Annotated in this window: 19 protein-coding genes and 1 pseudogene; 12 read left to right on the top strand and 8 right to left on the bottom strand. The window is 74.2% G+C overall.

Going from position 1 to position 15636, the window contains the following annotated elements:
- A pseudogene (locus VGI02_RS15805) lies at nt 1–151 on the bottom strand (DNA-binding response regulator); the annotation flags it as partial.
- Between the two features lie 207 nt (nt 152–358).
- Between VGI02_RS15805 and VGI02_RS15810 the strand changes: the two are divergent.
- From VGI02_RS15810 to VGI02_RS15830, 6 genes are all read left to right on the top strand, one after another.
- Nucleotides 359–811 (top strand): TlpA family protein disulfide reductase, encoded by a 453-nt coding sequence (locus VGI02_RS15810; RefSeq protein ID WP_331628453.1) that lies wholly within the window; start codon nt 359–361, stop codon nt 809–811.
- Between the two features lie 39 nt (nt 812–850).
- Nucleotides 851–937, top strand: coding sequence for a putative leader peptide (locus VGI02_RS29140; protein WP_414638292.1), 87 nt, complete (start codon nt 851–853; stop codon nt 935–937).
- Between the two features lie 192 nt (nt 938–1129).
- Nucleotides 1130–1972, top strand: coding sequence for a sulfurtransferase (locus tag VGI02_RS15815; RefSeq protein WP_331628455.1), 843 nt, complete (start codon nt 1130–1132; stop codon nt 1970–1972).
- Complete coding sequence (locus tag VGI02_RS15820; RefSeq protein WP_331628458.1) at nt 1972–2271, top strand: DUF1416 domain-containing protein; 300 nt, start codon at nt 1972–1974, stop codon at nt 2269–2271. Before VGI02_RS15815 ends, VGI02_RS15820 begins: the two co-directional genes overlap by 1 nt.
- 76 nt (nt 2272–2347) lie before the next feature.
- On the top strand, nt 2348–2473 hold the full coding sequence (locus VGI02_RS15825; RefSeq protein ID WP_331628460.1) for a hypothetical protein: 126 nt from the start codon (nt 2348–2350) through the stop codon (nt 2471–2473).
- Nucleotides 2474–2490: 17 nt separating this feature from the next.
- The gene (locus VGI02_RS15830) at nt 2491–3117 is read left to right on the top strand and encodes a heme-binding beta-barrel domain-containing protein (RefSeq protein WP_331628514.1); all 627 of its coding nucleotides are present in this window, start codon (nt 2491–2493) and stop codon (nt 3115–3117) included.
- Between the two features lie 27 nt (nt 3118–3144).
- Here VGI02_RS15830 and VGI02_RS15835 read toward each other — a convergent pair whose 3' ends face one another.
- Both VGI02_RS15835 and VGI02_RS15840 read right to left on the bottom strand, forming a co-directional pair.
- Nucleotides 3145–3729: a hypothetical protein gene (locus VGI02_RS15835; protein ID WP_331628462.1), complete on the bottom strand. Its 585-nt coding sequence runs from the start codon at nt 3727–3729 to the stop codon at nt 3145–3147.
- A gap of 51 nt (nt 3730–3780) precedes the next feature.
- Complete coding sequence (locus tag VGI02_RS15840; protein WP_331628464.1) at nt 3781–4521, bottom strand: hypothetical protein; 741 nt, start codon at nt 4519–4521, stop codon at nt 3781–3783.
- Nucleotides 4522–4667: 146 nt separating this feature from the next.
- Here VGI02_RS15840 and VGI02_RS15845 point away from each other — a divergent pair, with 146 nt between their 5' ends.
- The 4 genes from VGI02_RS15845 (at nt 4668) to VGI02_RS15860 (ending at nt 7907) form a co-directional block, all read left to right on the top strand.
- Nucleotides 4668–5132: a Fur family transcriptional regulator gene (locus tag VGI02_RS15845; RefSeq protein WP_527249132.1), complete on the top strand. Its 465-nt coding sequence runs from the start codon at nt 4668–4670 to the stop codon at nt 5130–5132.
- Nucleotides 5129–6298 (top strand): CAF17-like 4Fe-4S cluster assembly/insertion protein YgfZ, encoded by a 1170-nt coding sequence (ygfZ, locus tag VGI02_RS15850; protein WP_331628466.1) that lies wholly within the window; start codon nt 5129–5131, stop codon nt 6296–6298. Before VGI02_RS15845 ends, ygfZ begins: the two co-directional genes overlap by 4 nt.
- On the top strand, nt 6295–7248 hold the full coding sequence (locus VGI02_RS15855; protein ID WP_331628468.1) for a threonine ammonia-lyase: 954 nt from the start codon (nt 6295–6297) through the stop codon (nt 7246–7248). The genes ygfZ and VGI02_RS15855 overlap by 4 nt, the downstream gene beginning before the upstream one ends.
- 89 nt (nt 7249–7337) lie before the next feature.
- Nucleotides 7338–7907 (top strand): RsiG family protein, encoded by a 570-nt coding sequence (locus VGI02_RS15860; RefSeq protein ID WP_331628470.1) that lies wholly within the window; start codon nt 7338–7340, stop codon nt 7905–7907.
- 6 nt (nt 7908–7913) lie between these two features.
- Here VGI02_RS15860 and VGI02_RS15865 read toward each other — a convergent pair whose 3' ends face one another.
- Complete coding sequence (locus VGI02_RS15865; protein WP_331628472.1) at nt 7914–8849, bottom strand: DUF8083 family protein; 936 nt, start codon at nt 8847–8849, stop codon at nt 7914–7916.
- 137 nt (nt 8850–8986) lie between these two features.
- Here VGI02_RS15865 and VGI02_RS15870 point away from each other — a divergent pair, with 137 nt between their 5' ends.
- Together VGI02_RS15870 and VGI02_RS15875 are read left to right on the top strand one after the other, a co-directional pair.
- Entirely contained in the window at nt 8987–9175 is a 189-nt protein-coding gene (locus VGI02_RS15870) for a DUF3073 domain-containing protein (protein ID WP_331628474.1), read from the top strand.
- Nucleotides 9176–9323: 148 nt separating this feature from the next.
- Complete coding sequence (locus VGI02_RS15875) at nt 9324–9542, top strand: hypervirulence associated TUDOR domain-containing protein (protein WP_331628476.1); 219 nt, start codon at nt 9324–9326, stop codon at nt 9540–9542.
- A 187-nt stretch (nt 9543–9729) separates the two neighbouring features.
- Here VGI02_RS15875 and purM read toward each other — a convergent pair whose 3' ends face one another.
- The 4 genes from purM to VGI02_RS15895 are packed head-to-tail and all read right to left on the bottom strand — an operon-like array spanning nt 9730 to nt 15589.
- Nucleotides 9730–10836: a phosphoribosylformylglycinamidine cyclo-ligase gene (purM, locus tag VGI02_RS15880; RefSeq protein WP_331628478.1), complete on the bottom strand. Its 1107-nt coding sequence runs from the start codon at nt 10834–10836 to the stop codon at nt 9730–9732.
- Nucleotides 10833–12467 carry an amidophosphoribosyltransferase gene (purF, locus tag VGI02_RS15885; RefSeq protein WP_331628480.1) on the bottom strand — a complete coding sequence of 545 codons (1635 nt, stop codon included), beginning with the start codon at nt 12465–12467 and terminating at the stop codon, nt 10833–10835. The genes purM and purF overlap by 4 nt, the downstream gene beginning before the upstream one ends.
- A gap of 40 nt (nt 12468–12507) precedes the next feature.
- Nucleotides 12508–14796 (bottom strand): putative bifunctional diguanylate cyclase/phosphodiesterase, encoded by a 2289-nt coding sequence (locus VGI02_RS15890; RefSeq protein ID WP_331628482.1) that lies wholly within the window; start codon nt 14794–14796, stop codon nt 12508–12510.
- Entirely contained in the window at nt 14789–15589 is an 801-nt protein-coding gene (locus VGI02_RS15895; RefSeq protein WP_331628484.1) for an SAM-dependent methyltransferase, read from the bottom strand. Before VGI02_RS15895 ends, VGI02_RS15890 begins: the two co-directional genes overlap by 8 nt.
- Between the last annotated feature and the right edge of the window lie 47 nt (nt 15590–15636).

Genomic DNA, 15636 nt, shown 5'->3' on the forward strand with positions numbered 1-15636 from the left:
GGCGGGCATCGACGAGGACGGCGTCGTGCGGTCCGGCGTCGAGGAGCGCGGCCACTTCGGGCGCCGCGGTCCGGAGCCCGTGGGGTAGCAGGGTCAACGACGGCAGCACTGACGTCGGTTCGGGGTCGGCGGTGAGCAGCAACAGCTCCACGCGTGTCTCCCTCCACAGTCGTGTCGGTCACCTTAGCCCGGTTCACTGCGCTGTCACCCGGTCGCGCGTTCCATGTCACGTGGGCCCCTCCGGTCGGGCAGCTCCACTCGGGGAGCCGCTCCGGTCCGGGGCCCACCCCGGACGCGGCCTACCCTGTCCGGGTGCGGACGGGCGGGTCCGCACGCCGAGCCGTGAGGGGTGATGGCGATGACGGCGGCCGTGATCACCCTCGGCGTCATCGTGGTCGTGGGCCTGGTCCTGATCACGGTCGGACTGCTGCGGCGTCGCCGCGCCCCCGAAGTCGGGACACCCGGCCCGGAGGCCCCGGCCGACCCCGGCTCGCTCCCCGCCGACCTCACGGCCCGCGACGGCCGCCTGGTGCTGCTGCAGTTCTCCTCGGCGTTCTCCAGCTCCTGCCGGGACACCCGCAGCGTGCTCGGCGACGTGGCCGCGGACCTCCCGGGGCTCGTGCACCGCGACGTGGACCTCGCCACGCGGCCGGAACTGGTGCGCCCGCTCCGGCTGCACCACACGCCGACGACCCTGCTGGTCGACGGGCGTGGGCGGGAGCTGCTCCGGGTGAGCGGCGTGCCCCGGCGGGCGGCCCTGGTCAGCGCGATCGAGCCCCACCTCCCACCCGCGACAGGAACCCCCGGGTGACGGGTGACCACGGGGCCCGGTTTCGGTAGCGTGAGCGCCGTGGACGAGGGCCTGACACGGCGACGCGCGGTGGACCTGTGCCGCGTCGACAGCTGCCTGTGTCCCGGCGACCGTCGCGTGGCCTGACCCGGCGGAGCACCCCGGCGCGTGAGCGCCCGGACTACCACCCGCCGGACCGGCACCCCTCGGGGCCCGGCCACCCCGCGCGACGAGGCCCCACCGGGTCGTCCGCGACCCCGGGGAGAAACGCCCCAGTCGTTCCCATTCCGGCCCCGTCCCGTGTGGCGGGCGCCGTACACCCCCGATGAGGAGTCACGCATGAGCCGCCAGGACGCCCTGGTCACCGCCGACTGGGCCGAGGACAACCTCGACGCGCGCGGGGTGGTGTTCGTCGAGGTCGACGAGGACACCACCGCCTACGACGGCGGGCACATCCCCGGCGCCGTGAAGATCGACTGGAAGACGGAGCTGCAGGACCAGGTCCGTCGCGACTTCGTCGATAAGGCCGGCTTCGAGAAGCTGCTCTCCGCCAAGGGCATCGCGAACGACGACACCGTCGTGCTCTACGGCGGCAACAACAACTGGTTCGCCGCCTACGCCTACTGGTACTTCACGCTGTACGGCCACCGGGACGTGAAGCTGCTCGACGGCGGGCGCAAGAAGTGGGAGCTCGACGGCCGCAAGCTCGACGCCGCCGTGCCCTCGCGCCCGGCCACCGACTACAAGGCCGCGGAGCAGGACCTCTCGATCCGCGCGTTCCGCGACGAGGTCGTCGACGCGATCGGCACGAAGAACCTGGTCGACGTGCGCTCGCCCGACGAGTTCTCCGGCAAGCTGCTGGCCCCGGCGCACCTCCCGCAGGAGCAGGCGCAGCGCGGCGGCCACATCCCCTCGGCGCTCAACGTGCCGTGGTCGAAGGCCGCGAACGAGGACGGCACCTTCCGCTCCGACGAGGAGCTGCGTGCGCTCTACGGCGCCGAGGGCCTCGACTCCTCGCGCCCGACGATCGCCTACTGCCGCATCGGTGAGCGCTCCTCGCACACCTGGTTCGCCCTGCACGAGCTGCTGGGCGAGGGCGACGTGAAGAACTACGACGGTTCGTGGACCGAGTACGGCTCGCTGGTCGGCGTGCCGGTCGAGACGGGGGATGGGAAGTCCTGATGTGCGGTGCTCCTGAACAGACGGCCGAGATCCCCGCGGGGGTCGACCTGACCAAGGAGTCGGTGCTGGTCGGCAGGGTGACCAACGGTGGCTCGCCCGTCGGCGGGGCCTTCGTGCGCCTGCTCGACTCCACCGGCGAGTTCACCGCCGAGGTGGTCTCCTCGGCGACCGGCGACTACCGGTTCTACGCCGCGCCGGGCAGCTGGACCGTCCGGGCGCTCTCGCGCTCGGGCAACGGCCAGACCGACGTCGCCGTCGGTGGCCCCGGCCTCTACACGACCGAGGTGCCGGTCGGCTGAGCACGAGCGACACGCCCGTCCCGCCCCGTTCCCGGGGTGGGGCGGGCTTCGTCGTTCCTGTCGTTAGGGTGGCGCGGTGGCCTGGGTCTACACCGTCCTCCTCGCCGCCTGCAGCGCCGGGATCCTGTCCTACGCGCTGGTGCTGACGAGGAGGCTCTTCCGCGACGAAACCGCGAGCAGCACAACGGAGCGATCGGCGTGAGCGAGTCCGAGGCCGACATGCCCGAGGGCCTGTCCGGCAACGAAGCCATCCGGGCCGCCGAGGAGCGGGCCGAGCGCACGCGGGACGCGAACCGCCCGCAGTGGCCGGATCTCCCGATCCCGGACGACACCGCCAACCTGCGGCTCGGCCCGAACCTGAACGACGCCCTGCTCGCGCTGCTCCCGCTCGTCGGGGTGTGGCGCGGCGAGGGCGAGGTGGTCTACCCGACCATCGACGGCCCGTTCCACTACGGCCAGCAGATCACCGTCGCCCACGACGGCAGGCCGTTCATGTCCTGGGAGGCCCGGGCCTGGCTGCTCGACGGCCCCGGCGGGGAGGTGGTGCGCCCCTCGGCCCGCGAGGTCGGCTGGTGGCGTCCGCAGCCCGACGGCGCCCTCGAACTGCTCCTGGCGCACCAGACCGGGATCGTCGAGATCTTCTACGGCTCGGCGCGGACGCAGACCTCGTGGGAGATGCAGACCGACGCCGTCGTGCGCACCGCCAGCGCCAAGGACGTCACGGCGGCCACGCGGCTCTACGGCATCGTCGACGGCGGCGACCTCGCCTACGTCGAGGAGCGGGCCATGATGGGCCACGAGATGCAGCCGCACACCTCCGCGCGACTCTCCCGCGTGGCGGGCTGAGCGGGACCCGTCCCGGCTGGCCGGGCGTCAGCCGGCCGGCGCCGGTGCGCCCGCCGCGCTCTCGGTGACCTGCGCCTCCCCTTGCCGCTCCGCTCGCCCCAGGGCGGCGCGGGCCTCGGTGGGGAGGATGCCGAGCGTGGTGGCCACGAGGTCGCCGAGATCGTCGGCCGCCACCCCGCACAACTGCGCGACGGCGGGGGCGGGGACGCCGCTGCGCAGCAGCGCCACCGCGGCCCGGCCCGGCTCCTCACCGTCGTCGAGGGCGGCGACCCCGGCCACGGCGCCGTCCGGATCACCGACGAGCGCCCCGAGCAGCCGCCGGGCGGCGGGCTCCGGCACGGGGTTCTGCTCGTCGGCCGGGAGCGGCACGGGCTCACGCCGCGGCAAGGCCGGTTCCGTCACCGGATCCTCGTCGTCGGCCGGGGGCGAGATGGCCGGCCCGACAGGTGCGGCCGCCGCGCTCGCCCGCACCCGCTGCTCGCGCCGGGCGCGACGGCCGGCGAGCGCCCCGGCGACCAGCAGCACCACGGCGACGACGAACAGGACCGCTGCCACGACGATCCACGTCGTCGGCGCCTGCAGCAGGCGCTCCCAGGCTCCACCCGGCTCCATGACCACGGACGGTACGCGCACCGCTCACACAGAGCGGCTCGCGATCGCCCATCACGCCCCGGCGGCGTCGTCCTGGCCGCTCGCGCGGCCGTCCGGACCGGGCTGCGGGGCCGTCCCCGGACGCAACGGCACCAGTCCACCGGGCGGTGGACCGTAGGGCGCGGGCGCGCCGTACGGCGCCCGCGGGCCCCGCTGCTGGCCCGGTCCCCACGGCCGGGGCGGGGCGCTCGGGCGGCCCGAGTTCGCCACGAGGTCGTCGAGGTGGTTCTTCACCCGGACCAGCTCGTCGAACACCGTGTCGCGCTGCGAGCGCAGGTCCGCCAGCGCCGCCCGCGACTCGGTGTGCTCGGCCAGCAGCGATTCCGCGGCCTTGCTCCGCACCATCTGCGCCTCCTGCTCGGCCGCCTGCAGGATGCCGCGCAGCCGCTCGTTGAAGGCGTCGACCCCGCCCGGTTCCCCGGGCGACGAGGTGGGCGGCACGGTCGGCGCGGCCGCGGAGGCCTCGACCGGTGGAGGCGTCGTCCGCGCACCCTCCTGGAGGGTGGCGGCCAGTTCGGCGCGTGGCGCCGGGGCCTCCTCGGGTCCCGGACGACGACGCTCCCGGACCGCGAGCTGGGCCCGGAGCTGCGCCACCATGCGGCGCAGTCCGGCCACGTGCTCGTCCACCTGGGTGCGGTCGTACCCGCGCAGGACGACGTCGAAGTGTGGCCCGGCGGCCTCCTCCGGCGCGTCCGGCAGGTCCAGGTAGTGCTCGGCGTCGGGGGGAGTCCGTCCCCGCTCACCCGTCGTCATACATCACCTCGTCGCGGCCCGATCCGGGGTGCCGGGCTCCGTGTCGATGGTAGGGACCGGCCCCGGGATGACGCGAGACGCCGAACGGCGGCGCGGCCGCCCGACGGGGCCGCGGGAGCGTCGGGAACGCGCCTACCATCGGGGGTGTGGACACCGAACTGCGGCAGACGCTGCACCGCCGCGGCCTGCGCATGACGCCGCAGCGCCAGCTCGTCCTCGACGCGGTCTCCGAGCTGGGGCACGCGACGCCGGAGGCGATCTGCGCGAAGGTGCAGGAGATCGCACCAGCGGTGAACATCACCACCGTCTATCGCACGCTCGACCTGCTCGAGCAGCTCGGCATCGTGCGTCACACCCACCTCGGGCACGGCGCGCCGACCTACGCGACCGGGGAGCACGAGCACGTCCACCTCGTGTGCCACCGGTGCGGCACCGTCGACGAGGTGGATGCCGAACTGTTGAACGACCTCGCGGGGACGCTGGCCCGGAAGACGGGCTTCACGCTCGACCCGACGCACGTGGCGCTGTCCGGGCTGTGCGCGCGCTGCGAGTCCGAGAGCGACGAGGAGCCGGTCGCCCAGACGGCCGGCTCGGGAGAGGGAACCGCATGACCCGCTCACCACTGCTGGAACTGCCGGGCGCGATCGGGCACCCGGACGGATCCGACGGGGGCCCCGACGCCGACGTGGCCTCGCACCACGGTGACCCCTTCGCCGAGCAGCGCGCGGCCTCGCGCCGCGCCGCCGTCGTCGACCGGTCGCACCGCGGCGTCGTCGTCGTGACCGGGGCCGACCGCACCACCTGGCTGCACCTGCTGGTCTCCCAGCAGGTCGCCGAGCTCGCCGAGGGCGAGGGCACCGAGGGCCTCGTCCTCGACATCCAGGGCCGGGTCGAGCACCACGCGGTCATCAGCCACGTCGATGCGGGCCTGGCCCCGGGCGACGACGGCCCCGCGCTCTGGCTGTCCGTGGAGCCCGGGACGGCGGCCGCGCTCGCGACCTACCTCGACTCGATGAAGTTCTGGTCCGACGTGGCCGTGCACGACGCGACCGCCGAGGTGGCCCAGCTGTCCGTGGTCGGGCCGCAGGTCGGCGACGTGCTGACCGCCGCGGGTGTCGAGATCCCGGCCGAGCCGGAGGCCGCCCTCGCGCTGCCCGGAGGCGGGGTCGTGCGCCGCACACCCTGGCCGCTCGAGGAGACCTCGGTCGACCTGCTGATCCCGCGCGCGGGCCTGGTCGACTGGTGGGAGCGGCTGCGCGGGGCGGGAGCCGTCCCGGCGGGCCTGGACACCTTCGAGGCACTGCGGGTCGCCTCGCTCCGCCCGCGCCTCGGTGTCGACACCGACGACCGCACGATCCCCCACGAGGTCGGCTGGATCGGCTCGGCGGTGCACCTGACGAAAGGCTGCTACCGGGGCCAGGAGACGGTCTCGCGGGTGGCGAACCTGGGCCGCCCGCCGCGGCAGATGGTGTTGCTGCACCTCGCCTCGGGCGACGACGCACTGCCTCCCCCCGGAACGCCGGTGCTCACCGCCGAGGGCGGGCGTGCGGTCGGCCGGATCGGGACCGCGGTCCGCCACCACGAGCTCGGCTCGGTGGCGCTCGCGCTGGTCAAGCGTTCGGCGGTGACCGGCGCGGGCGACGGGCCCGCCACCGTGTGGATCGCGGACGACCGTGACGAGGGCGTCCCGGGACCGGCCGCGATCGACCCGGACTCGGTGCCGCCGGACACCGGCGAGCCACCCGGGCGCACGGCGGTCCGCCGACTGCACGGATGAGCGCACCGGGGACCACCGGACTCGTCACCCGCGCCGCGGTGGACGCCGCTGCCGCGGTGCTCGAGGGCGTCGCGGTCCGCACCGCCGTCGAGCCGCTCGACGCGGTGCCCGGACTGCTGCTCAAGCGGGAGGACACCCAGCCGATCGGGGCCTTCAAGCTCCGCGGCGCGTTCCACGCCGCCTCCCGGCTCGCCCCCGAGGTACGCGCCGCGGGCCTGGTGACGCACTCGTCGGGCAACCACGGCCGGGCCCTCGCCTGGGCCGCCGCGCGGCTCGGGGTCCCGGCGACCGTCGTCGTCCCCCACGACGCCGTCGCCGCCAAGGTGGAGGCGATGGCCGCGCTCGGCGCCCGCCTCGTGCGGGTGCCTGCCGACGAGCGCGAGCAGGCCGCGGACGCCGTCGTCGCCGAGACCGGAGGCGCGCTGGTGCCGCCCTACGACCATCCCGACGTCATCGCCGGTCAGGGCACGGTCGGGGCCGAGATCGCCGCACAGGTGCCCGACGTCGAGCGGGTCCTGGTCCCGGTCGGCGGCGGTGGCCTCATCTCCGGGATCGCCGCGGCCCTGGCCGGGACCGGGATCTCGGTCGTCGGCGTGGAGCCCGAGCTGGCCGGGGACGCCGCCGAGTCGAAGCACACCGGGGCGCTCGTGCGCTGGGACCGGGCGCGGGTGTCCCGCACGGCCGCCGACGGGCTGCGCGCGGCGCGGCTCGGTGAGCTCACCTGGCCCCACGTCGCCGCACTCGTCGACGACGTCGTGACCGTGACCGAGGCCTCGATCGAGCAGGCCGCGCGGGTGCTGCACGGTGCCGGGGTGCCCGCCGAGGCCAGCGGGTGCGTCGCGACCGCGGGCGCCCTCGAGCACCCCGGGCTCGTCCGGGGACGCACGGTCGCGGTCGTGAGCGGCCGCAACGCCGACCCCGCCTGGGTGGCACGGGTCGTCGCCGCGTGACGACCGGCGCCCGCTCCGGGTCGCCCGGTCGACGCGCGCCCCGCTCGGGTGGGTGACAGCACGGGACCGTGTCGCGCACCATGGGGGCCATGATCGAGTTCCGACAGGGTGGTCGGCGGCGCATCGACCGCGTCCTCGACCCCGGCTTCCTCGCCGAGATCGGAGACCGGTCGCTGGACGAGCTCCGCGCGATGCGCGACGACGCCGCCCAGGAGGAGACCGACCTGTCCTACCTGCGCCGCCTGTTGCACGCCCGCATGGACATCGTGCGCTTCGAGGAGCATCGCCGCGCCGACGGCGGCGAGGACGGCGACGGCTCGGTGATGGACGCGCTGCCGCGGATCCTCGCCGACAACGCCATCGGCCCGGCCGCCGGGCGCGGGCGCCACCAGACCGTGGAGCCCTCGCGCGCCGAGTCGCACCGCCGTCACGTCGAGGCGCTGCTCGCCGACACCGGCCTCTCGGACGTGGCGACCCTCACCGACGCCGAGCTCACCGAGTCCGCCGAGGCGTACGCCGCCGAGGAGGCCTCGGTGTCCGACCACCGCATCCGCGTGCAGCAGGTCATGGACGCCTGCAACGACGAGATCGGCGGGCGCTACAAGGACGGGTCGGCCTCGATCGACGACCTGCTGCGCCGCGAGCGCGAAGGGGCCTAGCGGCTCCTAGTTCGCCCGCTCACGGATGGCGCGGCTGGCCCAGAAGTCCCGCAGCCGCCGGTAGCTCGCCATCGCCTTCTCGGCGTCGCCCTCCCGCAGCGCGTCCAGCGCCTCGGTGACGTCCTCCGCCGAGGTGTCCCCCGCGAGCGTCTCGTCGTCGAGCAGCTGGACGAGCCCGCCGTAGTCCAGCTCCACGAGCGAGCCTGCGTCGAAGTGGCGCAGCCAGCGGGCGGTGTCCCGCAGGACCTCCGCGGGCCCGCCGTCGCCGAGCGCCGAGCTCATCAGCTCCGCCGCCGAATCCGCGCGGGCCAGGGCATCAGCCATCGGCACCCGCCAGTAGCACCGCCGGCGCGCCACGGCGCCGTCCGGGGCGTCCGCCGTCGCCGGGTCGTCGCGGGAGAGCACGAGGACCCGGTCCGCGGCCTCCACGAGGACGAACCAGGGCAGCGGCACCGTCCAGGTGGCGGACACGACGTGGGTGGCGCTCTCCCCGAGCTCGGCGACCACGGCCTCCGCCCGCGAGCGCGCCGCCGACTCCTCGTAGTGCAGGGCCGCCGCGCGCAGCACCGGGGACTCCGTCGAGAGGAACCCGACGAGGGCCGCCGCCGCGCGGGGCCGGGTGTCGAGCGGGCACACCAGCGTCGTCGGGCCGAACCGCTGGGGCGAGGGCGCCTCCTCCCCGGGGGCCGGGGTGCTCGCGCCGTCGGCCAGCAGCACGTCCGCGGGCCCCTCCGTCGCGGTGCCGTCGATCCGCTCCCCGGGGAGCAGACGCACCGGTGCGCCCAGCTGTGCGCGGAGACACACATCCCGCTCGCGGACCCCTGCCTGGGTGACGGGGACCGCTCCCCGGGCCAGTCCGGCCCGCACACGCTGGGCCAACGGCCCCGGAAGCGCCCCCAACGGCTCGTAGACGCGGAGGTAGCAGACGAAGGGGGCGGGCACGGGCGCGATGGTGCCATGTCACGTCGCACGCGCGTTCGGACACACGGTATGCTCGTGTCACGAGGATTTCTATGAGAAGAGGGGGGCCGCCGGATACACCCGGCCGCCCCCCGCCCTGTTCGAGGGGGTCATTGCCCATGGGACGCGGACGAGCCAAGGCGAAGCAGACGAAGGTCGCTCGCGAGCTCAAGTACAGCTCCCCGACGACCGATTTCGACGCCCTGCAACGGGAGTTGGGTGAGGGCGACCCGTTCGCCCGGCGCTCCGGGGACGACGACGACAACGTCGACTCGCGCGCCTCCGGATACAGCTACGAAGAGCGCTGACCCCCGCACGGGGTCGCGTCCCTCGCACGCTTCACCAGCCTGACCTTCGGGCATCCCGAACGCCTCGTCCTCCCGCCCGTCAGGGTGTGTGGACGGGGCGCACTTCGGTGCGCGTCACGCGGGCTGTCCGAGACCGGGATGGGGAGCGATGTCGTTCGGTACGGGTGAGAAGGTCCGGTGGAACTGGGGCAACGGTCAGGGTGAGGCCACCGTGACGGAGGTCCACACCGACCGGGTCGAGCGCACCATCGCGGGCAACAAGCAGGCCCGCAACGGCACCGACGACAACCCGGCCTACGTGCTGGAGCAGTCGGACGGCCGCCAGGTGCTGAAGTTGCACAGCGAGCTCGGCCGCGCCTGTCCTTGATCAGGAGCACACCAGGCAGAGCGGAGCACGATGTCGGCTGCCTCATGTGCTGGTGATCATGGGCGGCTGGGGCGATCAGCGACCCCTTCAGCGCCGTCCGCTGATCAGGAGCACGTCATGCAGGGCCCAGGGCCCTCGCGCCTGCCCTGGTGTGCCCCTGATCATCGAAGCAAGGGCGTCGAGACGCTCAGAACCGCCGGTGATCGCCGTGCAGGACAGCCGTCCCGGGCGCGTCCGACCCGTCGTCGGAGCGCCGGACCTCGCCGAGCACCCAGGCCGGGACGTGCTTCGCCGTGAGCACCGCGAGCGCACGGTCGACGTCCTCCGGCGGGACGATGGCCACCATCCCGACGCCCATGTTGAACGTCGCCTCCATCTCGGCCCGCTCCACGCGGCCCCGCCCGGCGATGAGCTTGAACACCGGAGCCGGGTTCCAGGTGGTCCGGTCCAGGTCGGCGTGCACGCCGTCCGGCAGCACCCGGGCGAGGTTGGCGCACAGTCCGCCGCCGGTGACGTGGGCGAACGTGCGCACGTCGGTCTCGGCGGCCAGCGCGAGGCAGTCGCGGGCGTAGATGCGGGTCGGGCGCAGCATCTCCTCGCCGAGCGTGTGGCCGAACTCCTCGACGTGCCCCTCGAGCGACATCCGGCCGATCTCGAGCAGCACGCGGCGGGCGAGCGAGTAGCCGTTGGAGTGCAGACCCGACGCGGCCATCGCGATCACCTGGTCGCCGGCGCGCACGCGGTCCGGACCCAGCACCGCGTCGGCCTCGACGACCCCGACCCCGGTGGCCGAGAGGTCGTAGTGGTCCGACTCCATGACCCCGGGGTGCTCCGCTGTCTCGCCGCCGAGCAGGGCGCACCCGGCGATCCGGCAGCCCTCGGCGATCCCGGAGACGATCTGCTCGACCTTGACCGGGTCGAGCCGGCCGATCGCCAGGTAGTCCTGCAGGAACAGCGGTTCCGCCCCGCAGACCACCAGATCGTCGACGACCATCGCGACGAGGTCGAGGCCGACGGTGTCGTGGGTGTCGGTGGCCTGCGCGATCGCGATCTTCGTCCCGACGCCGTCCGTGGAGGCGGCCAGGAGCGGCTCGGTGTACTTCGAGGTGCGCAGGGCGAACAGCCCCGCGAAGCCGCCGATGCCGCCCATCACCTCCGGCCGCGACGTCGAGGCCGCGAGGGGCTTGATCCGCTCCACGGCGCGCTCCCCCGCGGCGACGTCGACCCCGGCCGACGCGTAGCTCGCGGAGAAGCCGCGCCCGGTGCCGTCCACCTGCTCGTCGACGCCGGTCACGGGCGCGTCAGAGCGTCCTCGGCGCCGTAGCCGGGGCTGGTGCGCGTGCTCGGGACCGCCGACACCGGCACGGGTACGCCGGAGCGCGACCCGCTGGACTCGTGGAGCACGCTGCCGGAGTCGCCGCACGGGGTGCCGGTGACGTCCTCGAGCAGGTGCTTGCCCACCATCGCCTCCTCGGGCAATGCGATCGGGTACTCGCCCGAGAAGCACGCCGTGCACAGCCGCGAGCGGGGCTGCTCGGTGGCGGCGATCAGGCCCTCCGAGGAGATGTAGCCCAGGCTGTCGGCCTGGACGGAGCGGCGGATGCCCTCGTTGTCGAGGCCGTTCGCGACCAGCTCCGCGCGCGAGGCGAAGTCGATGCCGTAGAAGCAGGGCCAGCGCACCGGCGGGCTCGCGATCCGGACGTGCACCTCGACGGCGCCCGCCTCGCGCAGCATCCGGACCAGGGAGCGCTGGGTGTTGCCGCGGACGATCGAGTCGTCCACCACCACCAGCCGCTTGCCCCGGATCACCTCGCGCAGCGGGTTGAGCTTGAGCCGGATACCGAGCTGGCGGATGGTCTGGGAGGGCTGGATGAAGGTCCGGCCCACGTACGCGTTCTTGACCAGTCCCATCCCGTACGGGATCCCGGACGCCTCGGCGTACCCGACGGCGGCCGGCGTCCCGGACTCCGGCACGGGGATCACCAGGTCCGCCTCCGCCGGGTGCTCGCCTGCGAGCCTGCGCCCGATCTCGACGCGGGCGGAGTGCACCCCGCGGCCGGCGATGGAGGTGTCGGGGCGCGCCAGGTAGACGTACTCGAAGATGCAGCCCTTGGGCTCCGGGGCGGCGAACCGGGAGGACCGGAGGCCTTCCGCGTCGATCGCGATCAGCTCGCCCGGTTCGACCTCGCGCACGAAGGAGGCGCCGACGATGTCGAGCGCGGCGGTCTCCGACGCCACCACCCAGCCGCGGTCGAGGCGGCCCAGCACCAGCGGCCGCACCCCGTGGCGGTCGCGCGCGGCGTAGAGCGTGGTCTCGTCGCAGAAGGCGAGGCTGAAGGCCCCGCGCAGGTCTGGCAGCAGGCGCAGCGCCGCCTCCTCCACCCCGAGGTCGGTGGCGGACTCGGCGAGCAGGCCGGTGACGACGTCGGAGTCGGTGGTGGCGGACATGCGCGCCCGGCCGTCCCGCGCCCCGTCGGGGAGACGGCGGCCGACGAGCTCGGCGGTGTTGACGAGGTTCCCGTTGTGGCCCAGCGCGATCCCGGTGCCCGCCGCCGTCGTCTTGAACGTGGGCTGCGCGTTCTCCCAGGTCGGGGACCCGGTGGTCGAGTACCGGGTGTGCCCGACGGCCATGTGCCCGCGCAGCGAGCTCAGGGTCTGCTCGTCGAAGACCTGGCTGACGAGCCCGAGGTCCTTGAACACCACGATCTGACGGCCGTCCGACACGGCGATGCCCGCAGCCTCCTGGCCGCGGTGCTGGAGCGCGAACAGACCGAAGTAGGTGAGCTTCGCCACCTCCTCGCCGGGTGCCCAGACCCCGAAGACGCCGCACTCCTCGTGGGGAACGTCGTCGAGGAGAGGTGGAGAGGCGGGGTCTGTCGAGGTGGAGGGACGGGACGGCTCCGGACCGGGACCGGGTGCGACCACCGCGGGGCTCCTCGAGACGGGGGAGAGAGGCACCCCCAGACTACGTGCGCGACCCGCTCCGGTCGCGGGTTCCCGTGGTGACACCCGCCCCGTCTGCCACCGAGGCGTCGTCACGGGGCCCCGGCCAGGGGGGATCGTCGCCGCCGGAGAGCAGGTCGATCACGTCCTCGCTGGGCAGCGCCGCCGCGAAGTGCCAGCCCTGGCCCTCGTCGCACCCGAGCATCCGCAGCCGCGTGGCCTGGGCGGCCGTCTCGACCCCCTCGGCGCAGACCGTCATCCCGAGGGCGTGCCCGAGGTCGACGAGGGTCCCGACGATGCGCTCGTCGACCGGGTTGGAGACGTCGGCCTCGCGGAGCCGGTCCCCGAAGGAGCCGTCGAGCTTGATGACGTCGACGGGGAGCTTGCGCAGGTAGGACAGGTTCGAGTAGCCGGTCCCGAAGTCGTCGATGGCGATCCGCACCCCGAGGGCGCGGAGCCCGTCGAGTGCCTTGAGCGGGGCGCCCTCGTCGGTGGTGAGGGCGCGCTCGGTCAGCTCGATCTGCAGCAGGTGCGCGGGCAGGCCGGTCTCGGCGAGGACCGTCTCGACGTCGTGGAGCAGGGTCGGCTCGTGCAGCTGGCGCGGGGCGACGTTGACCGACACGAACGGCGCGTCGTCACCGAACTCGTCGTACCAGCGCCGGGCGTCGCGGCAGGACCGGACCAGGACCCAGTGCCCCAACGGCACGATCGCCCCGGTCTCCTCGGCCAGCCCGATGAACCGGGCCGGGCCGAGGACGCCGAGCTTCGGGTGGTGCCAGCGGACCAGGGCCTCGACCCCGCGCATCCGGTGGTCGGCCATCGACACCAGCGGCTGGTAGAGCACGAAGAACTCGTCGCGCTCGATCGCGGTGGGCATCGCCGCGGAGAGGGCGAAGCGGGTGATCTCCGCCTCGTCGCGGCTCGGGTCGTGCAGTGCCCACCGGCCGCGCCCGTCGGCCTTGGCCGAGTAGAGGGTGATGTCGGCGGCGCGCATGAGGTCGCTCGTGTCCCCGCCCACGACGGGGCGCTCGACGACGCCGATGCTCGCCGAGACCGAGAGCTCCTGGCCCGCGAGGACCAGCGGCGCCGCCAGGGCGTCGAGGATCCGCTCGGCCAGCGTCTCGAGCTGGGCGACCCCGCGCGAGTTCTCGACGAGGACCACGAACTCGTCGCCGCCCATCCGGGCCACGAGCTCGCCGTCGGTCGCCTGGTCCGCGAGCCGTGTCGCCACCGCCTGGAGCATGAGGTCGCCGACCTCGTGCCCCAGGCTGTCGTTGATCGCCTTGAACCCGTCGAGGTCGAGGAAGCAGATCCCGACACGGCGTGATGACCCCGCGGGCGTCCCGGCGAAGATCCGGTCGATCCGGTCGGAGAACAGCGCGCGGTTCGGGAGCGTCGTGAGGGTGTCGTGATAGGCCTGGTACTCCAGGTGGGACTGCAGCATGTGCCGCTCGGTGACGTCCTCGAGCATCGCGACCTGGTAGGCCGGACTGCCGTGCTCGTCGCGCACCAGCGAGAGCGTCAGGTTGCAGATGATCTCCTCGCCGTCCTTGCGGTAGAACCGCTTCTCGACGCGGAAGTTGTCCAGGTCCCCGGCCAGCAGCCGCTCGTAGTGCACCCACACCGACGGCAGGTCGTCCGGGTGCGCCAGCTCGCCGACCGTCCGGCGGCGCATCTCCGCCGCGGTGTAGCCGAACATCTGGGTCAGGGTCGGGTTGACCTCGACGATGCGCCCCTCGATGTCGCCGAGGCCGATCCCGATGGCCGCCTCGTAGAACATCGCCCGGAAGCGGGCCTCGCTGGCGTGCAGGGCCTGCTCGGTCTGGTGCCGCGCGACGATCACGGCGCGGCGGATCGCCTCCTGCTCGTCGAGCGTGCGGTCGCGCAGGGTCGTGGCGTAGCCCGCCGCGAGCGCCCCGGCCAGCGCGAGGACGCCGTCGCGGACGTCGTCGCCGAGCATCGCGGGCAGCCGGGTGCACAGCAGGTGGAGGGTCCGCTCCACCGTCGACGGGCCGGTGAAGTGGGCGGCGACGAGCCTGCGGCCCGCCTCGTGGCCGACGGCCGTGTCCAGCGGTCGGGCCCGCAGTGCCGCGACGAGGTCCGCGCTGATCTCGGTGAGGTAGTCGACGAGCTCGTCGGAGCCCATCGGGACGTAGCTGGTCCCCTCGACCTCCGCCGCCCAGGCGCGCGCGAGGGCGTCGACGGCCACGGCGTCCGCGGCGGTGCGGTCGTCGGGCCGGTCGTCGGGCCGGGAGACCGTGTCGCGGGGCGAGGGCCACCGCGGCGTCCCGGGCGGGGCGGGCTCAGTCACGGCGCCCGAGACCCGCGTACCCGGGGATGCGCTCGGCTCCGGCCGGCAGGTGGCCGTCCGGCCGCCAGAAGGGGATGGCGACGACGCCGGGATCGACCAGCGAGAAACCGTCGAAGAAGCCCTCGACCTCTTCGCGGGGGCGCATCGACATCGGGGTGGCCGTACGCCGGTAGAGCGCCACGTGGTCGTCGGCGCGGTCCGGCATGGTGTCCGCGGACGCGTGGCTCAGCGCGAGGTGGCTGCCGGGGGCCAGGGCGTCGCGGTAACGCCCGAGGGCGTCCGCGGGGCGGCGCTCGTCGCCGACGAAGTGCAGCAGGGCGACGGCGAGCAGCGCGACGGGCCGGTCGAGGTCGAGCACCGACCGGGTGGCCGGGTCGTCGAGCACCGAGTCCACGTCCAGGAAGTCGGCGTGGACCACCCCGGTGCGCGGGTCGTCGTCGAGCAGCGCGCAGGAGTGGGCCACCGCGACGGCGTCGATGTCCACGTAGAGGACCCGCGCCGACGGGTCGGCCGCCTGGGCGACCTCGTGGACGTTGCCCACGGTCGGGATGCCCGAGCCGACGTCGAGGAACTGGTCGATGCCGTGGGCGAGGCAGTACCGGACGGCGCGACGCATGAACGCGCGGTTCGCCTGCATGATCCGCGGCAGATCCGGCCAGTCGGCGATCGCCTGACGGGCCATCTCGCGATCCACCGCGAAATTGTGGCTGCCGCCGAGGTAGTAGTCGTAGACCCGTGCCGCGCTCGGGCGGTCGATGTCGACCTCGTGCGGGGCCCACGCCGGTCGTGTCACTCGGTCACCACTCCCATGGTCACAGTGAGCATAAGCCGCGGACCGCG

Origin of the sequence: Actinomycetospora sp. (assembly GCF_036497245.1) — a bacterium.
In the GTDB taxonomy this organism is placed as follows: Bacteria; Actinomycetota; Actinomycetes; order Mycobacteriales; family Pseudonocardiaceae; genus Actinomycetospora.